Origin of the sequence: Paenarthrobacter sp. YJN-5 (genome assembly GCF_015040095.1) — a bacterium.
Taxonomy (GTDB): domain Bacteria; phylum Actinomycetota; class Actinomycetes; order Actinomycetales; family Micrococcaceae; genus Arthrobacter; species Arthrobacter ureafaciens.
In genome coordinates, this window is sequence record NZ_CP053545.1 from 225,845 (window position 1) to 244,549 (window position 18,705).

The following is an 18,705-nucleotide window of genomic DNA, read 5'->3' on the forward strand; positions in this document are numbered from 1 at the left end:
AGCGGCGGTTAGTCTCACCGCTGCGAGGTGAAACAACGATGGGCCGCCCGGATTGTCCGGACGGCCCACCAGAGGTGAAGGCTTACTTCAGTGCAGCGGAGGCTGTGTTGGCCTTGCTGGTGTCGAACTTGGAAGCCAAGGCAGCGGTGAGCTTGGCTGTGTCGTCTGCACCCACGGCAGCAGAGGTAACCTCGACCGGTGTCGTGTTCTTTGAGGTCACAGCGAAGAACTTGCCGGAGTTGGACTTGGACACGGCAGCCCACTCGTCGTTATCACCGGCAGCAGCGATGTTGCTGACGTCCTGGCCGACCAAGTTGGCCGTCTTGATGGCGGCAAGGTCAGCGGCGTAGCTGCGGCCTTCGGTCGTCTGCGCCTTGTACACACCCTGCGCTGTCGTGATGGCGCCGAGGTCCTGCTGCGCGCCCTTGTCCTGGGCGAACGGGATGACGCCAAAGATGGAGGCGAGCACGCCTGCCGTCAGGACGCCGACGACGACAACGCCGACGAGGATCGAGGGCAGATCGAAGGCACCGGCTTCATTCTTGAACGCGTCAGCTACGCGGACGGATGCGGCGGACTTCGATGCTTCGATGCGGGAGAAAGCCTGGGTCAAGGTATTTCCGTTTCTGTGAAGGAAAAAGTTGGGGTGAGGCCGGCCTCCCGGGATGTCCCGTTTAGCCTTTCTTCGGGCTCACATACAGAAGTGGTTCACCGCGCAGAAATTGGATGTTTTCCTGAAATAATCTCCGGGCACGAAAGAGGCCGCCCGGACAGTCCGGGCGGCCTTTTCCGCGGTGAAGGCTTACTTCAGTGCAGCGGTACCGGTGTTCAGCTTGGCGCTGTCGATCACGGAGCCCAGTGCGGCGGTGAGCTTCGCAGCGTCATCGGCGCCGGTGGCAGCAGAGGTAACCTCGACCGGGGTCGTGTTCTTGGAGCTCACGGCGAAGAACTTGCCGGAGTTGGACTTGGACACGGCAGCCCACTCGTCGTTGTCACCGGCAGCGGCAACGTTGGTGATGCCGGTGCCCACCAGGTTGGCGCCCTGGAGGCCTGCGAGGTCAGCAGCGTAGCTGCGGCCTTCGGTCGTCTGTGCCTTGTAGACGCCTTCGGCGGTCGTGATGGCGCCGAGGTCCTGCTGCGCGCCCTTGTCCTGGGCGAACGGGATGACTCCGAAGATGGACGCGAGCACGCCTGCGGTCAGGACGCCGACGACGACAACGCCGACGAGGATCGAGGGCAGATCGAAGGCACCTGCTTCATTCTTGAACGCGTCAGCTACGCGGACGGAGGCGGCGGACTTCGAAGCTTCGATGCGGGAGAAAGCAGTCATGGTGTTTCCGTTCTGTGAAGAATTTGTGGCTGCCGGCCTTCCCCCAAGGAGGCCAGCGGTGAATCCAAATTTCGGGCTCACATACAGAAGTGGGCTTCCGCGCAAAAACCGGAGAATTTCTTCAAAATATTCGGGCGCTCTTTCTGCTGTCGGTGACCTGAGTCCGGTGTGCCGGGAGACCCGTCTTATCTGGTCTCCCGGCACCGGCAGCTACGGGGCGATTGCGATGTCGTCGAGGATGGCGGAGCTGGGTCCGCTTCCGTCGGTGCTGACGTTGAACCAGAGGGTGATCCACTGTCCCTTGTACGCAGTCAGAGGCAGAGAGACGCTGTTCCAGGCCGTGCCGAGGCTTGTGCAGAGGCCGGTCGTTTTGATGTTCGTACCTGGTGTTCCCGGGGCTGTCCTCGCCTCGACCTTCAAGAAGTCGTAACTGCATCCGCTCTCGCCCGATGACGCCTTGAACCAGTACGTCAGGGTCGGCGCTGTAGTGTTCGGAACGAAGACGGTCTGGGCGATGCTGCTTGTAGCCGAGTTCGCGTTGCCGAGCAATACGGCGTTCGCTCCGCTGTGGGCGGTTGTCGAAACGGTCGGAACGGGGGCGCCGCCGGTTGTCCATTGTGCGAGCCCGGATTCGAAGCCGCCGTTTGACAGGGTCTGGTTGCCTGTCGTTACTGGCGCGGAGGAAGCAGAGTCCGGAGAGCTGCCAACACCGTTCGTGGCGGAAACCGTGAACGTGTAGGTCGAGCCGTTGGTGAGCCCCGAAACGACTGCACTCGTAGCAGCAGGGTTGCCGGTGACCTTGACAGGGGCCAGTGCGGTCCCACCGCTGTAGGGAGTCACGGTGTAGCTGGTGATGGTTGATCCCGGTGAGGCGGGGGCTGTCCAGCTGACGTAGGCGGATGTGGAGCCCGGTGCCCCGGTCACGCTCGTCGGCGCCGCAGGTGCGGCCGCGGGGGTGATGGTCATGGCAATGTCGTCGATCGTCGACGTTCCAGGGTAGGAAGCGTAGCCGTTGTTGTGCTGGTTGAATTTCAGCACCACGGTCTGGCCCTGGTACCCGGTCAGGTCCACAGATGCCTTGGTCCAGGCGTTGGTGTCCCCTGAAACGCTGAACGGTGTTGCCAGCAGGGTCCCCGTTGTGGAGAGGATCTGCAGTTCGGTGCGGTTGTAGGCGGAGCTGTTGTTCGTGGCGATGTAGTAGAAGTCGACGGTGGAAGTCATGTTGGCCGGGACGTTGACGGACTGTGAGATCGAGCTGTCACGGACGGCGTTAGTGCCGGTCAGGTTCGCGGATCCGAAGCCGGTGCGGGCGGTCGCCGAGGCGCTGGTGGTGCCGGTGCTGGTCCAGGACTTCAGGCCTGCTTCGAAGCCTGCGTTGGCGATCTTGACGGGTCCTGGAACGACGGCTGCGGACGGGACCGAAGCGGGGGAGGTACCGGCGATGTTTCCTGCTGCAACGGTGAAGGTGTAGCTGGCGCCGTTGGTCAGTCCGGTCAGGGTTGCCGTGGCCGGGGCAGGGTTGCCGGTGATGGTGACGGGCGCCTGCGCGACGCCGTCCTTGTAGGGCGTCACCATGTAGGACGTGATGGTGGCAGCGCGGGAGGTCGGGGCGGCCCAGGCCAGGGACGCCGTGGTGTCATCGGCTGTGGCACCGACACGGGTTGGGGCTGCGGTGATGACCGGCGGAGTGGAGTTGAAGACCAGGTCATCCAGGATGAGGGTGCCCACCTGGCTGTAGTTGTTGTTGTGCTCACCGAATTTCAGGACCACGGTCTGGCCCTTGTAGTCGGTCAGGTCAACGGTCACCTTCGCCCAGTCGGTGGTGTTGGCAGAGGCGGTGAACGGCGTGGCCAGTACGGCACCGGCAGGGGTGAGGATCTTCAGGTCCGTGTAGTTGGCGCCGCTGTTGCCGCCGTTGTTGTGCTGGTACCAGAAGTCCAGGCTGGAGAACATGTCCGCCGGGACATTGACGGACTGGGCGATCGAGCTGTCTTGCACGGCGGTGTTCGTCGCACTCACAACCGCGGATCCGAAGCCGGTGCGGGCGGTGGCTGAAGCGCTGGTGGTGCCGGCACTGGTCCAGGATTTCAGGCCTGCCTCGAACCCGGCGTTGGCGATCTTGACCGGTCCGGGCACGACGGCTGCGGACGGGGTGGATTCCGCCGAGGTTCCGGCGCTGTTCGTGGCCTTGACGGTGAAGGTGTAGCTGGCGCCGTTGGTCAGGCCGGTGATAGTGGTCGTGGTCGGTGCGGGGTTGCCGGTGATGGTGACGGGCGCCTGCGCGACGCCGTTCAGGTAGGGGGTGACGGTGTACGAGGTGATGTTCGTGGCTCGGGAGGACGGGGCGGCCCAGGCCAGGGACGCCGTGGTGTCGTCCGCGGTGGCACCGACACGGGTTGGGGCTGCGGTGATGACCGGCGGAGTGGAGTTGAAGACCAGGTCATCCAGGATGAGGGTGCCCACCTGGCTGAAGTTGTTGTTGTGCTCACCGAATTTCAGGACCACGGTCTGGCCCTTGTAGTCGGTCAGGTCAACGGTCACCTTCACCCAGTCGGTGGTGTTGGCAGAGGCGGTGAACGGCGTGGCCAGCACGGCCCCGGCAGGGGTAAGGATCTTCAGGTCCGTGTAGTTGGCGCCGCCGTTGCCGCCGTTGCTGTGCTGGTACCAGAAGTCCAAGCTGGAGAACATGTCAGCCGGGACGTTCACGGACTGGGCGATGGTGCTGTCGCGGATGGCGTTCGTCGCGGTCATGGTGGCCGAGCCAAAGCCGGTGCGGGCGGTGGCTGAAGCGCTGGTGGTGCCGGCACTGGTCCAGGATTTCAGGCCTGCCTCGAACCCGGCGTTGGCGATCTTGACCGGTCCGGGCACGACGGCTGCGGACGGGGTGGATTCCGCCGAGGTTCCGGCGCTGTTCGTGGCCTTGACAGTGAAGGTGTAGCTGGCGCCATTGGTCAGGCCCGTGATAGTGGCCGTAGTCGGTGCCGGGTTGCCGGTGACGGTCACCGGTGCCTGGGCGGCGCCGTTCAGGTACGGGGTGACGGTGTACGAGGTGATATTTGTGGCTCGGGAGGACGGGGCGGCCCAGGCGAGAGACGCCGTGGTGTCGTCGGCGGTAGCCCCGACACGGGTCGGGGCGGCAGTGATGACCGGCGGGGTGACGGTGAGGACCAGGTCGTCGACGGTGAGGGTGCCGGTCTGGAGGTAGGCGTTGTTGTGCTCGACGAATTTCAGGACCACGGTCTGGCCCTTGTAATCAGTCAGGTCAACGGTGGCCTTCGCCCATGCGGTGTTGGTCGCACTGGCGGTGAATGGCGTGGCCAGCAGCGACCCGGAAGGGGTGAGGATCTGCAGCTCCGTCTTGTTGGCATTGGCATTGCCGCCGTTGTTGTGCAGGTACCAGAAGTCCAGACTGGAGAACATGTCAGCAGGGACGCTCAAGGACTGCTCGATGGAGCTTTCACGGACGGTGTTGGTGGAAGTCAGGGTGGCTGACCCAACGCCCGTGCGGGAGCTGGTGGACGGCGCGGTCGTGCCCGCTGATGTCCAGAACTGAAGATCAGCCTCGAAGCCTGCATTCTTGATGAGGGTCGCTACAGGGGTTACGGCTGCTGACGGGGCGGACTCCGGAGAGGTTCCCGCGCTGTTGGTCGCGGTGACCGTGAAGGTGTAGGAGCTGCCCTGTACGAGGCCACCGACTGTTGCTTTTGTGGACGTTCCGGGGACCTTCACCACCGTCTGCGCCTTGCCATCACGATAGGGGGTGACAGTGTATTCCGTGATGGCTGTGGCCCGCGATGCCGGCGCCGTCCAGGAGACGGACGCGGACGTCTCGTCCGCACCAGCGACGACGCGGGTCGGGGCCTCGGTGATGACCGGCGCGGCGCTGGTCAGAGTCAGGTCGTCGTAGAGCGCCGTTCCGGTGTAGCCGTTGACATTGGAGGCCTGCACGAACCGCACGGTCACGGCCTGACCCTTGTAGTCGGTCATATCCAAGGTCCGCTGGACCCAGTCGGCGTCGGTACCGGTGCCGCTCAACGGTGTTGCCAGTACGGCCCCGGCCGGGGAGACGATCTCGAGCCGCGTGCTGGTGCCGTAGGCATTGGTAGCCCGTGCCCAGAAGGTCAGGGTGGAGAAGGAATTGTCCGGCACGTTTACCGTCTGAGCCATAGTGCTGGTGCTGCCGTTGGCGATCAGGCTTGCAGCTCGGATCCCATTGCGGGCGGTGGTGGAAGGCTGGACGGTGCCGGTCGTGGTCCACGACTTCAGACCGGCTTCGAAGCCGGCGTTGGCGATCGTAACCGGGCCGGGTACCACTGCCGCGGATGGGGCGGACTCAGGGGAGGTGCCTGCACTGTTGGTCGCAGAGACGGTGAAGGTATAGCTGGACCCGTCGGTGAGTCCCGTAATGTCAGCTGAAGCCGGCGCGGGGTTGCCGGTGACCTTTACCGGGGCCTGAGCTGCACCATTCAGGTACGGAATGACGGTGTATTCGGTGATTGCTGCGGCGCGGGAGGACGGAGCATCCCACACGATGGAGGCTCCCTGGTCGACGGCGCTGGCTCCGACGCGGGTGGGGGCATCTGTGATGACCGGCGGGGTGCTGGTCAGGACCACATCGTCCAAGAGCGCCGTGCCGGTGTAACCGTTGTAGTTGGAAGACTGCACAAACCGCAAGGTCACGCTCTGGCCTTTGTAGTCGGTCATGTCAACGGTCCGCTGGACCCAGCCGGCGTCGGTACCGGTGCTGCTGAACGGCGTTGCCAGCACGGCCCCGGCCGGGGAGAGGATCTCGAACCGGGTGTTGGTGCTGTAGACGTTAGTAACCCGGGCCCAGAAGGTCACGGTGGAGAAGGAATTGTCCGGCACGTTGACCGACTGGGAAAGGGTGCTGGTGGAGCCGTTGGCGGTCAGGCTGGCGGCACCGAAGCCGGTGTGGGTGGTTGCAGAGGCTGCAGCTGTTCCGGACGCCGCCCAGGAGGTCAGGCCGTTTTCGAAGCCGCCGTTGGCGATGAGCGCATCGGGCAGCTTGACAGTAGCGGTTCCGTAGCCGGAGTCACCTCCGGTGTTGCGGGCTGTGACACGGATGTCGATGACGTCGCTCGGGTTCGCGGTGACAGTCGAGGTGGTCGCGGTCTGGTTCTCGTCGATGACAGTCCATGCGCGTCCGTTGATACGGGATTCGACTCTGTACCCGGTGGCAGTGTCGACGGCGTCCCAAGTGAATGTCGCGCGGGTTTCGTCGGTGCTGGTGCCGGTTACGGCGGGGTCGCGGGGTGCGAACTTGCCCTCGAAGCCGCCCAGGGAGGCAACGAGTGCTTTGAGCTGGTCTGCGGTGATGCAGCCCGGGTTGTCAGTCGGGGTCAGGACCTGCGGGTCCGAAGCCTTGTCGGAGCCCCAGAAGATTTTTCCGGAGCCGGATTTGCCGAGCGCGATGTAGCAGTCACCCTTGGTGTTGACGCCGGCGACGGTTTTCAGCTTCTCAGTGGAGTCAACACGGAGGTAGTAGTCCCCGACTGACGGGTCCTGCTGCGCCGACGCCGACTTTCCGGAGAGATAGCCAGCGGCGACCAGCCCGGGGACGTCGGTGAACTTGCCGTCCTTGGCGAAAGCGACGCCTTCGGCGGTGCGGACAGCGGAGATGTCCTGCCGGGTCCCGTTGTCTTGGGCGAAGGGGATGATCCCGAAGATGGTTGCGAGCACTCCTGCAGTAAGCAGGGCGACGACGACCACGCCTGTAATGATTGAGGGCAGGTCAAAGGCGCCTGATCGTCCTTTGAGGGCAGTCTTCATCGGCGTGCGGGTCAAGGTCTCCAAGCTTTCTCTGGGTGGCTATAGCAACAGAAGCGGCGGCCCGCGCAAAACCGGACCACCCCCTCCCTATGCTGTGTGCGGCCTGACGGCGGATTCGTCAGATCCCGAGAACCTGGCTGAGCATTCCGTAGGCGCCCAGGGCCAGGACTGCGCCGACGGCCATGAAGGGCCCCATGGCGACTTCCATCCGCTTGCTGCCGCTCAGTTTCGCGGCGGTCATCGCGACCAGGCAGAGGAGGAAGGTGAACAGCAGCCACATCATCGCTGCGATGGGGGAGACGGCGGCGAGCAAAGCAGCGGGAACGGGGGAGAGCTTGATGTCCCCGCCGCCGGCGAAGCCGGTCACTACAGTCAGGCCCAGCATGAAGATGAACGTCACCGCGGCCGCGACGAGTGCCGGGATGAGGATCGCGGCAGCGGGGCTGAGGATCTGGGTGGCGGTCAGCAGCAGGGCGGCCGCGGCGGCGAACACCAGGGTGTGCTTGTTCCGGATCAGATGGGTGCACTGGTCCAGGTATCCGAGCATTCCAAGGCCCGCGCCCAGGACGAAGGTCAGGGCCATCAGATGCACCGGCAGGAACAGGACAGACATGACGGTTGTGGCCAAGGCCCCGGCGATGCTCCAGACGGTGGCTACCAGGTAGTCGTGGCCCGTGAGTTCGCGCAGGCCCGCCTCATGGGGGTCGGTGTCTTCGGGTTCCGGGGTCTCGGCAATGTCGTTGACAGGGGTGGCCGGGGCCGGGGTGACCTGCTGGGGAGCAGTCTCGGGGGCGGCGTCGGGGTCGGCGGTGACAGTGGTTGCGTCAAGAACTGTAGTCAAAGCGGGGTCCAATCTGTGGTTGCCGGTGCGCCCGGCTCAATGAGGTCTATGCGGGTGGACGGCTGGCGGGACTCTTTAGCCGCCTCCCATCTTCATCAGGGCCGGGTAGATGGCGTACATGGGCAGGACGATGGCGATGATGAGCAGGCCGGCGACGCCGTAGACCATGTAGTTGATGATCGGATCCAGGGTCTTGGACAGGGTCTCGAGCTGCACGTTGGCTTCGTTCCGGTATTCCGGGGCGAGCTCGTTCATGATCTCGATTTCCTGCCGGATCGACGGCGCCGAACTGAGCAGGTTCCGGGCGTCGCTGGGGACGAGTTTGGTCTTGATGAAATCCTTCAGTGGAACCCCGTCGCTGAGCATCTTGTCGGAGTGGGTGATGCAGTGGTGTTTCAGGGCCTCGTTGCCGCAGCCGTTGGCCGCACTTTTGAGCGACTCGGGCTCGCCGATGCCGGTGTCCAGGTTCGCGGACAGCAGCTGGAAGAGCCGGCTGGTGGCGGCCAGCTGGACGATGGGTCCGATCGCGAAGACGCGGATGGAGATGGTGTCCATCATGATCTTGAACTTCTCGGACCTGCGACCGAGCGTGACCCAGTAGCCCATGAACATCAGGACGAGGGCAATGAGGCTGCCAAGGACCCACTTGGTGATCTCCGCGACCTGCAGGATGACCAGGGTCATCGGCGGGGTCTCAGCGCCCAGGGAAGCGAAGGTGGCCACGAAACCTGGGATGATCAGGGTCACCGCCACGAAAAGCAGACCGATGCACATCGCCAGCATGAAGCCTGGCTGGATGAGGTTCATCAGCAGCTTCTTCTTCACGTTCTGCGACTCTCCGACCAGGGTGGCAGCGACCTGGAGGTTTTTCTGCAGCGCCGTCGAGGTGTGGGATGCCTCGATGAGTTCGCGGACGGTGCGGGGCAGCACTTCCTCGGCCATGAGCGCCTGCTTGAACCCGGCGCCATCTTCGCGCATGGTCTTGGCAGCGTTCTCGTACGCCCGGCCGATCTCGAACTTGTGGTACTGCTCGCCGACGATCTCCAGGGCGCGCGCCTCGGATTCGCCAACGCGCAGCACCATGGTCAGGGCACGCAGGGACCGGGCAATTGTCGCCGGCTTGGATTTCTTGCCCTTGTACCAGACAAAAGTGGCGGGCTTCTTGAGCGGTACGCCGTTCTCGTCGAAGCCCAGGTCGCCCTTCTTGGCCTTCTTACCGGCCTTCTTCTTCGCCGCCTTGGCTTCCTTGGAGTCTTTTGCCGGCTTCTCCTTCCTGGCCTTGGCCTGTTTCGGCTCCTTGGGCGCCTTCGGTTCTGCCGGGCCTGCTTTCCTGAAGCCCCAGCCTCGGCGCGCCGGGGCGGCGTCAGCGGATGCCTCGGTGAAGCTTTCGAAGGACGTGTCGGCCGGGACCGGTGCCTGCTCGTCGAGGTTTATGCTCATGCTGCCAGCCCCAGTTCCTTGTAGAGTCCTGCGCGCTTCAGGTCTTTTTCGAGCTCCTGAGGTGCCTTGGCCGCTGCCATGGCGACGTCGCAGGTGATTTTTCCTTCTGCCACGAGGGTGAGCAGGCTGCTTTCGAGGGTGAAGCTGCGTTGCTTGCCGGCGACCTTGTCCCCGTCGATCTGGCCGCGGATCATGTGGGCCTTTTCGTCGCGGATCAGCTCGGTGAAGTTCAGGTTGTTGACCAGGACCTCCCGGGCGGCCTGCAGCCGGCCGTCCACTGCGGGGACCAGCTTCTGGACCATGATGGCCAGCAGTGACTGGGACAGCCTGGACCGGACCTGGGGCTGCTCGTCCGCGGTGAACTGGCCGATGAAGGAGTCCAGGGCCTCGGTGATGGATCCGGCGTGGGCTGTGGTGATGACGAGGTGCCCGGTGGTGGCTGCGTGCAGGGCGGCCTTCGCGGTCGCCGCGTTCAGCAGCTCGCCGATCACGATGACGTTCGGCTTGGACCGGAGGGCGTCCTCGATCGCCGTCGGGTAGTCGGAGGCGTGCGAGCCGATCTGGCGCTGGACGATGGAGGTCGCCCCGATCTCCTCATGCACGAATTCGGTCGGGTCCTCGACCATGTAGATGTGCTTGTCGTATTCGGTGTTGACCTTCTTGATGAGCCCGGCGATGGCGGTGGTCTTCCCGGAACCGGTCGGGCCTTCCATGATGATCAGGCCCGAGTCCCGGTGGACCAGCTCCTGGATGATCTGGGGCACCCCGACGTCGTTGGCGTCCGGGATGACGGTGGGAATCAGGCGGAAGGTGACGGTGGTGCCGGCCAGCGACTTACGGAAGGTGCCGCGGACCCGGTACCTGCCGGTTGCCATCGCCACGGAGGTGTGCCCGCGGGGTTCCAGCGGGTTGGGGCGGCCTTCGGTTGCATCCACCAGCCAGGCGGCGATGTCCTCGTCGGTGAAGACTCCCTCGGGACCCTCGTCCTTGACGAGCTTGCCGCTGCGCAGGCGGCGGACCGGCTTGTTCGGGTGGATGTGCATGTCGGAGACGCGCTCGTCTCCGCAGCTGTCGATCAGGGCGTGCAGGCGGGCGATCGACACCGAAGAGCTGACCAGCAAAGGTCCGGAGGAGGGCACCTCGACCGCTGCAGGCGGAGGCACGAACACTGGCGCGGCGGAATCGAGGGCGCGCTGTCCGCGCCGGGTCATAAGATCATTCACCAATGACCCTCCTTGCTTCTTCTTCGTCCGTGATTCCTGCGTTGACCAGGCGTTCGACGTCGGCCGCGAAGGTGCTCATGGAGTTGTCTTCGGCCAGCGCCCGCAGCTGGCTGAGCGGCTGGTTGGTCATGATCGCCTCGGTCAGTTCGTCCGTGATGGTCAGGACTTCGTGGATGGGGACGCGGCCCCGGTACTTGGTCAGGGGGTTCCTGCCGTCCCAATCCGGGTTGAGCTTGCCGATCAGGCGCTGCGAGACGACGCCCTTGACGGAGTCCATGACGGACAGAGGCGAGTCGACGGCCAGGTCAATGAGGCGCAGCAGGGCGGTGACGTTGTTGTTGGCGTGGATGGTCGTAATGACCTGGCGGCCGGCCTTGGCTTGTCGGACGCCGGCCGCGGCGGTGGCCTGGTCACGGATCTCGCCCAGGAACAGCGTGTCGTAGTCAGATCGGACCAGCGCCGGGAGCAGGGCGTCGAAGCCGGCGCCGTTGTCCTCGTCGACTTCAAGCTGGATGAGGCCGGGCAGGGAGCGTTCCACCGGATCCTCAACGGTCCAGACTGTCCGGGTCGGGATGGCGACATGCATGAGGGCACCTTGGGCAGTGGTGGTCTTGCCTGAGCCCATGGGCCCGGCGATGATGATCATCCGGTTTGCGGCGCCAAGCAGGTCATAGAACAGCTGCAGATTCAGCGGCGAGAAGGACAGGTCTTCGAGCCGGCGCAGCGCACCGGACGGGGGCAGGCGCAGCACGATGGCGTCACCGCCGTCGGCTGTGCGGAAGGCAGCGACGCGGGCCTTGCGGCGCTCATCGTTGACCTTGACCATGTAGACGGTCTCCTCGGGCGCGAACCGGCCGCTCGTGGCGAGTTTCGCTTCGGCCTTGAACTTGCCGATGATGACGCGCCCGTCGATGCCTTTCACCTGGCGCACGGGCCGCATCCGGCCGTCCACACGGGCCGAGGCCTCCAGAATCAGGCTGGCGTTGTCGAAGTTGAGCAGAAGGTCGGAGGCGCCCATCTGCATGCAGTGCTGGATGGTCTCCTCAAGCCATGTGGAGGTGTCGGGTTCTTCCTGGAAGTAGTCCTCTGGGAGGTCTTCGCGGGAGATCTCTGCGGCCGGGGTGGCTTGGAGGGTAGGACCGGAGGCTTGGGGTGCCGTGCCGGCGGCGTCCAGTTCGCCGGCTGCCAAGGCCACGACCGGCAGGGAACGGTCGGCGAATTTGGAGTCGGCCCGGTGCCGTGGAAACTCCGAGGTGCGGCGGGCTTCAAGGGCTCGTCTAGCCAACGAGTGCCTCCTGTTTGGTTGCGGCACCTGCGATGCGGGACTGGAACTTGGTCAGCGCCCGGCGGTGCAGGATGGATGTGCGGGGGTCAAAGGCCGGGTCGTGCAGGAACGCTGCAATGAGGGAGTTCTGACCACCGGCGGACCGGCTGCCCAGGACGGCATTGGCGATGGCAAGGATCTCTTCGCGGACCAGGCCGAGGCTGGTCAGTTCACCGTCGGTGGTGGCGTGGGTGTAGAGGTGGCTCATCCTCACGCCACCAGGCTCGGCGAAGTACCGGATCGCATGCTTGAGGCTGTCCCGAAGATCTGCCGGCATCAGAGGGGCCAGCGCGTCGTAGGTGAGACTGGCGGCTTCCTGGACCGTGACGAGCGGCTGGCTGGGTGTCGGGACGTCGGAGGCGAACAGTGCGTCGTCGGTGAGTTCAACACGGAAGTGGGCGCCGGCGGCGGAGAGCATTTCCCGCTTGAGCATCTGGGACAGGTAGGCCCAGGGATCTTCGGCGCGAAGGATGTAGGCGTGGACGAAGTCCTGGCGGAGGACGGTGAACGCAGTGTTGGCGACATCGGCTACTTCGTAGGTGACGCCGTACTTATTGCGAAGCGACGCAGCCAGCGGCCCCCCGATCCGGTCGCTGATCTCGGCGTACAGCCAACGGCCGTCTTCGGAGTCCCACCAGGCGCCGTACTCGGGGTCGGACATCGGCATGGATGTCAGGACCGTCAGCAACTCCGGGGATTCGCCGCCGGCGACGGACGTCCGTGCGTCCGGTGTTGTCAGGACAGGCAATGCATTCCCTTCGATGTGGCGAACTTTCACGGCCACCCCCCGGCCCATCAAGGAACATGCGTAGATTCCCGGACATGAGGTGTCAGGTGGCAGGAAAGTTGCGCGGCCGGGGCCTTCTAATTGCGGAAGCTCCTGCCCGAAGGCGATACCTGATGGGTGGTTTACAACTGTCCCTATGCACCGCGTGGGCTGACGGGCCTTTCGCCCACCGGCAAGGGGGCACGCTCTTCTGGGCACAAAAAATCCCGGCCGGTGCCAGTGCGGCTCCGACCGGGATTCCGGCGGTCTATTCTGCGGTGTTCGGCTGAGGGGCCTTGGAGTGCGGCGTCCGGGGTTGGCCAGCCATGAAGCCGCCCCGTACGAGGCGTTTGCGGACTGTCTCCCAGTTTTGGCCGGTGGCGCGCTGAAGCTCGTCGCGGTTGGCGCCCAGCAGATACCAGGCACCCAGCAGCGCCAGGTAGCGGCTGGTCTCGGCAGCGTGGCCGACCGGGTCGACAAAGGCATGCTTCTCGAGGCGCTGCAGTTCGAGGGCATCCGCTTCCGGCACCTGGACCAGGGGAAGGGACGGCCGGCTCGCCCTCCAGAGCGTCGGCTCCTCCCGGTGCGGGGCGCCAGGCAGGTCGGGCGCACGCCCTTCCCCGTACCGGTCCTGCTGGGCGATGAACTTGAAGATCGCCTTCGGGTGCGACCCGAGGGCGTGGGCGACAGAGTAGGGGTCCCACCCGGCACTGTGGGCCCGGTGCAGCGCCGCAAAGTAGTCGGCGACCGCCGGCTTGACCCCCGACGGGGTTTTCTCGGAAGAGTCAGCTTCCACGGCTTCCGTGAGCCGGCTCTTCAGTGTCTTCGTGACCTCCGGGTCCAGGTCGCGCAACGGAATGACGTCCAGGCGCTTCGGCCGGACCGGGACCTCGATACCGGCGGACGACGGCGCGTCGTCGGGAAGGTCCAGGATCGCTAGCCGGATGTACTCATGGGAGACGTCGTTGGCCTTCCCTAACTGGCGGTAGGTCCAGCCGGCCTTATGGAAGTCGCGCAGGGCTGTAGCGAAGAGGACCCTGTCGGCGTCGCTGTTGTGGGCCTTGATCCGTAGTTCCGCCAGCTGCGCCCAGGGATCGGCCGCCGTGTGCGGGGTAACCATGGCTGACACCTTTCACTGGACGGCATGGTGAAGGACACGTTACACGCTGGCGGAATCTGTCAACTGAGAGACAGGGATCAGTGCGGGCCAGCCCGGCACCGGTGTCGGCGTGTACGGGGCCATGCTTGGGGGAGTCCGGGCGTACCCGTGACGCAGTGCCCGGGCGCGGGCGCTTCCAGGCCGGTAGCCGCAGGCCGAATCCAGGTCCAGCCACGAGACGTTGTCTTCTTTGAGGCTGATGAGCAGTGCGCTGAGCTCCTCGGAGGCGAGCCGGTCCTCCAGGGAGGACTCCAGCTCCCTGAGCTGCTCCGGTTCAGGGTGGGGCCCCAGCCGTTTGCCGACATGCTTGGTGGCTTTCCGGGCCTTCGCCGCGAGCCGGGCCAGCCGCTCCGCTTCACCGTCGGTCAGTGGCCGGGTCGCCCGGGGCGTCTGCTCCTTGCGTTCCTTGAGCACGCGGGTGAACGGTGCAAACGCGATGGCGGGCTCGGAGCTGACATCCAGGTCGATCTCTGCGATCTGGCGGAGGCGTTCTGCACTGGCGCCAACCAGGGGTGCCAGTGCCGTGTACGGCCAGCCGGCGACGTGGTGGGCGGACCGGATGGTGGCAATGAGGGCCCGCTCGGTGCGGATCCGGCGCATGCTCACCTCGTCCTCGAACCTGCGGAAGGCGGTGACCGCGGATGCGGGGAAGACGGCGCCCAGCTCAAACTTGGGCATCCGGTATGAGGCGGCGGCCGGAAAAGCACCAATTTTGTCCGCGCGGGCCCGGGACAACCCCAGGGCGGCTGCGGTGGTGCGACGTGACCAGCCGCTGGCGTCGGCGGCGCGGACGACCGTGGCCAGGCGGCCGTTGGCCCACGGGTCCTGCGGGTCCAGGGCCTGTCGGAATGCGGTGTAGGCGGCCTTCAGGGCCTTCGCCTGCGCCGCCGGCATCGGGATGTGGTCCTTCGGTTTTGCCACGATGGCCCCTGCCCGTATCTGCTGAAAGTACCCACTTACTGTATGCCACGGGGTTTTTAGCGCCAAGCCGAGGTGGCCGGGCAGTGCACTCAGGCGGCGCGCAGCTGCGGCTGGTTCTCCAGGGCGCTGATGCCGGTGAGGACACCGAGGGCGCTCAGCGAGGCAAGGATGCCGCGGGAAATCTCGCGTCGGCGGGCACCGTTCAGCTTGGCCAGGGAGGGGGTACGCATCAGCTCCAGCTCGACGGACAGCAGAGCCTGCTCGAAGACAGGGTCGTGGGCGGGGGTGCCTTCTGAAGTGGTGGATGCCATGGGATCAACGCTACGTGAGAGACTCCGGAGGGACTGAAACCGGCCGCCGGCGTCCGGGCCGCATAGAGCCAGACATGAAGCAGGAATTCTTCGGGGGACCGGCATGATCCCGGCACCCGTCCCGGTCTTTCCGATCGTGGCCATCCTGGTGGCCGCGGCTGGTGTCTTTTTCTATGCCGCCTTCCTGGCCGGTCGGGGAACCGCCCGTGCCGACCGGGGGACAAAGGCGTGGCGCCGGACCCTGGTGACCGCCACCGCGGCGGCGCTGCTGGGGATCGTTACATCGGCGCTGCTGGTGAACATCCTCGCCACCCATGACCGGAACTACAGCATGGCCGTCTGGGTGACTCTGTCCAAGGAATACGGCGTCCAGTCGGCGATCGCTGAGCAGGGCATCAAGGACGGCGTGCCGTTTGCCGCCATCGTGAACGGCAAAAGCGTCGAGTGCACGGTGACCCTTCCACGGACCGTGGTCTGCGACGGGGAAATGCTGCAGCCGAACGGCGGCACCTGACCCGCGGATGTCTACGCATGTTTCCGGTTAGAGGCATGTACCGGATCGGTTCCTGCCGACTGCAGTTCCCGCTTTGCACACCGAATATCAGGCCCGGTAAACCGCCGGACCTCCGAACAAATGGAGAAACCATGGATCGCCTTCGCAGTGAATGGGCCAACACATCCACCAAGAGCCGCATCGTCCTCGGCGTCATCCTGGGCGTCGTGATCGTTTTCGCGGCACTGTCCCTGACCGGTGTCGTTGATTTCGCTCCCGTGCAGACCGGTGTCACGCCTGTCCACAAGGGCTAGCCCCCTCTTCACCTGAAAAGGCCCCGCCGGGACGATATTCCTGGCGGGGCCTTTTCAGATTCCCGGAACAGGTCAGTGGAACAGGGAGCCGCGGCTGATGGGGACGAGTACGTCCGGCAGCAACAGGATCAGCAGGGCGCCGATCACCATGTACGGACCAAAGGCGAACTCGTGTTTGCGCCATCCCGCGAACAGCAGGGGCAGGGCGACCAGGCCGCCCAGGATCATCGGGAGGATCAGGGCGCCCAACGCGGCCGCGTAGCCTGATTCCAGCCCACAGACCAGGGCCAGCACGCCGCCCAGTTTGACGTCGCCCCAGCCCAGTCCGCCAGTAAAGAAGGCGACCAGCCACAGAATGACGTACGCGGCGGCCATCGAGATGGCTGCTGTCAGTGCTGCCGTGCCGCTGATAGCCCCCGTGGCGACTCCTGCGGCGATCGCCGCGCCAAAGACGGGGTACATGGGCAGCACGATGCTGTTGGGCAGCCGGTGGGTTTTCCAGTCGATGACCGCCAGGAAGATGAGGGCAACCGAAAGGAGGCCGATCATCCCGGCCACCAGCGGACCCCGGCCTGAATTGACCCAGATCCCCAGGGCGCCGGTACCGAGGGCAATGGCTGCGGTGGGCAGTCCTGTTTCGACGGTCATGATCGAGGGCAGCCAGGGTTCGTCGACGTCGGCGATGATCTCGACGTCAGCACTTCCGGCCCCCGCGGCCTCGGGAATTGGGGTGCCGGCGGGTGTGGTCTGAGCGGTCAATGGAGCTCCTCGGAACGGGTCGTGCCGGAGGGCTCCGGAACGGCATTGGGTGGCAACGTTGCGTTGGTGGTAAATCTCTCAACTGTTACACTAAATGGGTCGGTGTCTGGGCCGGCCGGATGATCGCCGGAGCACAATCCGGCAGGAAATGAGCTGCAGCAACTATGGGCAATGCCACCGCGGAGACCCTGTACAGAATTGCCTGCCAAAAGGCTGCCGACGGCCTCGGGTGGGATGCCCTGAACGCCCAGCTTGCCGCTGACGCGCTGGTCATCACCGCCGAAATGGAGAAGACCCCGAGGGCTTTGCTGGACATCAGCCCCCTCCGGTCCTTGGACCTTCCCGAAAACAGCCTGCCGGCTGTCGCTGCGGCATTCCGGGGCCAGCTCCTCAAAGGCCTGGACAGCTGGGGCATCTCCGGCGCCGTAGGTGCGGCGCTGCCAGCCATCAACCTGGCCGACGCGGCCCTGGATCCGGCCGGGGCGGGAGTCTTCGCCCAATCCTGGCTTGCCGGCCGGGATCTTGAGGCCTTCACCGCCGCCGAAGCCTCGCGGGCGGAACGGCTCGCGGCCCTGGCTGACCGGCTGTACACCGCGGGGGAGCAGCAGGCGGCGGCCCGCAGCGCCGCGGCCGCCGACAAGGCGACCCTGGCCGCGCACTACGGGGCTGAAGCCGCAGCCGTCGGCGACACCGGGCTGGCGGCCCTGCGGACCGGCATGCTCCTCGCCGAAGACGCCATCGCTCGCCACGTCCCGGGGCAGGACATCGCTGTGGCCCGGCGGCAGGCACGGCAGGCTTACGACGAGGCCAACCTCACTGATAAGCCCATCCACTGGGAATCGATCTCCTTCCTGTCCTAGGACCTGGTGGAAGCCCCGTCCCGGTGAAAGGGACGGGGCTTTCCTGTCAGCTGCGGCGGCCGGCGGCCTTCTGGCGGAAGTACGAACCGTCCGTCAGCTCGGCATCAATCGCGGTGCTCTCGTTGATGATGCCGTCCAGGACCAGGTTCACCAGGGAGACCTCGAAAGGGATGGAGCCGGAGTCCTTGGCCAGCAACTGCCCGGCGATGCCTTCGGTGTTGTTGTTCTTGATCATGTTCGAGATGGCAGTGTTCATCATCAGCACCTCGGTGGCGACGACGCGGCCCTCGCCGCCTTTGCGGGGGAGCAGCTTCTGGTAGACGACGCCTTTCAGCGACCGGGCCAGCTGCGCACGGGTGTCAGCGATCCGGTCAGGCGGCATGGCCTCCAGGATGCGGGCCGGGGCGTCAGCGGTGGAGCCGGCGTGCAGGGTGGAGAAGACCAGGTGTCCGGAGCTTGTTGCGGACAGCGCCGCCGTCATGGTCTCCGGGTCACGCATTTCGCCGACCAGGATGATGTCCGGGTTTTCACGCAGCGCGTCTTCGACGCCGAGGGCGAAGGAGTCCACGTCCCTGCCGACCTCGCGCTGGACGACCAGGGACCTGCCGTTCGAGTGACGGAATTCGATGGGGGCTTCGATCGTGGTGATCTTCTTGGCGTACTTCTCCTTGGCCAGTTTGATCAGGGCTGCAAGCGAACTGGACTTTCCGGACCCGGTCACACCGATGAACAGGTAGAGCCCGGCTTCGGCGTCGATGAAGGACCGGATGATTTCGGGCAGGCCGAGGCTGTCGAAGTCGGGGACAACCGAAGGAATGGTCCGGAAGACCGCCATCGGCTCCCCGCCGGCGACGGCGAAGTGGCCACGAAAGTTGGCGCGCTCGGTGGAGTACGAGAAGTCGAGGCGCTTCTTGGCCCAGAACTGTGCCCATTCCTCCTCGCTGACCATCTGGCGCAGAATCGTGCGCAGTGACGCTGCGTCGAGTTCGCGCGCGATTCCCTGCAGGGGGACGGTTTTCCCGTACACGGAAGCCCAGGGGGTGCTGCCGACAACAAGGTGGAGGTCGGATCCTTTCATGTCCAGGGTCCGGTACAGCAGGTAGTCCACGGCATTCGCGGGCTTCGCCTCTGGGGTGGGGGTTGGCTGGGTGGGGGCGACGGCGGTAGCTGTCAT

General features: G+C 65.2%; 16 protein-coding genes. 3 read left to right on the top strand and 13 right to left on the bottom strand.

The window, feature by feature from the left end; all coding sequences use genetic code 11:
• Positions 1 to 82 precede the first annotated feature (82 nt).
• From HMI59_RS22620 to HMI59_RS22670, 11 genes are all read right to left on the bottom strand, one after another.
• Positions 83 to 613, bottom strand: coding sequence for a hypothetical protein (locus tag HMI59_RS22620; RefSeq protein ID WP_193593860.1), 531 nt, complete (start codon positions 611 to 613; stop codon positions 83 to 85).
• 189 nt (positions 614 to 802) lie between these two features.
• Positions 803 to 1,330: a hypothetical protein gene (locus tag HMI59_RS22625; RefSeq protein ID WP_193593861.1), complete on the bottom strand. Its 528-nt coding sequence runs from the start codon at positions 1,328 to 1,330 to the stop codon at positions 803 to 805.
• Between the two features lie 210 nt (positions 1,331 to 1,540).
• Positions 1,541 to 7,135, bottom strand: a complete 5,595-nt coding sequence (locus HMI59_RS22630; RefSeq protein WP_193593862.1) for a fibronectin type III domain-containing protein — start codon at positions 7,133 to 7,135, stop codon at positions 1,541 to 1,543.
• Positions 7,136 to 7,238: 103 nt separating this feature from the next.
• A complete protein-coding gene (locus HMI59_RS22635; RefSeq protein ID WP_193593863.1) occupies positions 7,239 to 7,961 on the bottom strand; it encodes a prepilin peptidase in 723 nt (240 codons plus the stop codon).
• A 75-nt stretch (positions 7,962 to 8,036) separates the two neighbouring features.
• Entirely contained in the window at positions 8,037 to 9,401 is a 1,365-nt protein-coding gene (locus HMI59_RS22640) for a type II secretion system F family protein (RefSeq protein ID WP_193593864.1), read from the bottom strand.
• On the bottom strand, positions 9,398 to 10,624 hold the full coding sequence (locus HMI59_RS22645) for a type IV pilus twitching motility protein PilT (protein WP_193593865.1): 1,227 nt from the start codon (positions 10,622 to 10,624) through the stop codon (positions 9,398 to 9,400). Before HMI59_RS22645 ends, HMI59_RS22640 begins: the two co-directional genes overlap by 4 nt.
• Positions 10,617 to 11,909, bottom strand: a complete 1,293-nt coding sequence (locus HMI59_RS22650; RefSeq protein ID WP_193593866.1) for a GspE/PulE family protein — start codon at positions 11,907 to 11,909, stop codon at positions 10,617 to 10,619. Before HMI59_RS22650 ends, HMI59_RS22645 begins: the two co-directional genes overlap by 8 nt.
• Positions 11,902 to 12,726: a hypothetical protein gene (locus HMI59_RS22655; RefSeq protein WP_227471660.1), complete on the bottom strand. Its 825-nt coding sequence runs from the start codon at positions 12,724 to 12,726 to the stop codon at positions 11,902 to 11,904. Before HMI59_RS22655 ends, HMI59_RS22650 begins: the two co-directional genes overlap by 8 nt.
• A 256-nt stretch (positions 12,727 to 12,982) precedes the next feature.
• Positions 12,983 to 13,834 (bottom strand): hypothetical protein, encoded by an 852-nt coding sequence (locus tag HMI59_RS22660; RefSeq protein ID WP_193593867.1) that lies wholly within the window; start codon positions 13,832 to 13,834, stop codon positions 12,983 to 12,985.
• A gap of 39 nt (positions 13,835 to 13,873) precedes the next feature.
• Positions 13,874 to 14,794, bottom strand: a complete 921-nt coding sequence (locus HMI59_RS22665) for a hypothetical protein (RefSeq protein WP_227471661.1) — start codon at positions 14,792 to 14,794, stop codon at positions 13,874 to 13,876.
• A gap of 89 nt (positions 14,795 to 14,883) precedes the next feature.
• Positions 14,884 to 15,105, bottom strand: coding sequence for a hypothetical protein (locus HMI59_RS22670; protein ID WP_193593868.1), 222 nt, complete (start codon positions 15,103 to 15,105; stop codon positions 14,884 to 14,886).
• A 103-nt stretch (positions 15,106 to 15,208) separates the two neighbouring features.
• Between HMI59_RS22670 and HMI59_RS22675 the strand changes: the two genes are divergently transcribed.
• Both HMI59_RS22675 and HMI59_RS22680 read left to right on the top strand, forming a co-directional pair.
• Entirely contained in the window at positions 15,209 to 15,619 is a 411-nt protein-coding gene (locus tag HMI59_RS22675) for a hypothetical protein (RefSeq protein WP_193593869.1), read from the top strand.
• A gap of 131 nt (positions 15,620 to 15,750) precedes the next feature.
• Positions 15,751 to 15,912, top strand: a complete 162-nt coding sequence (locus HMI59_RS22680) for a hypothetical protein (protein WP_193593870.1) — start codon at positions 15,751 to 15,753, stop codon at positions 15,910 to 15,912.
• 72 nt (positions 15,913 to 15,984) lie between these two features.
• Here the strand turns inward: HMI59_RS22680 and HMI59_RS22685 are convergent, their stop codons facing one another.
• Complete coding sequence (locus HMI59_RS22685) at positions 15,985 to 16,671, bottom strand: A24 family peptidase (RefSeq protein WP_193593871.1); 687 nt, start codon at positions 16,669 to 16,671, stop codon at positions 15,985 to 15,987.
• A gap of 164 nt (positions 16,672 to 16,835) precedes the next feature.
• Between HMI59_RS22685 and HMI59_RS22690 the strand changes: the two genes are divergently transcribed.
• Positions 16,836 to 17,531: a hypothetical protein gene (locus HMI59_RS22690; protein ID WP_193593872.1), complete on the top strand. Its 696-nt coding sequence runs from the start codon at positions 16,836 to 16,838 to the stop codon at positions 17,529 to 17,531.
• A gap of 46 nt (positions 17,532 to 17,577) precedes the next feature.
• On the opposite strand, the gene HMI59_RS22695 is transcribed toward HMI59_RS22690, so the two are convergent.
• Entirely contained in the window at positions 17,578 to 18,705 is a 1,128-nt protein-coding gene (locus tag HMI59_RS22695) for a type IV pilus twitching motility protein PilT (RefSeq protein ID WP_193593873.1), read from the bottom strand.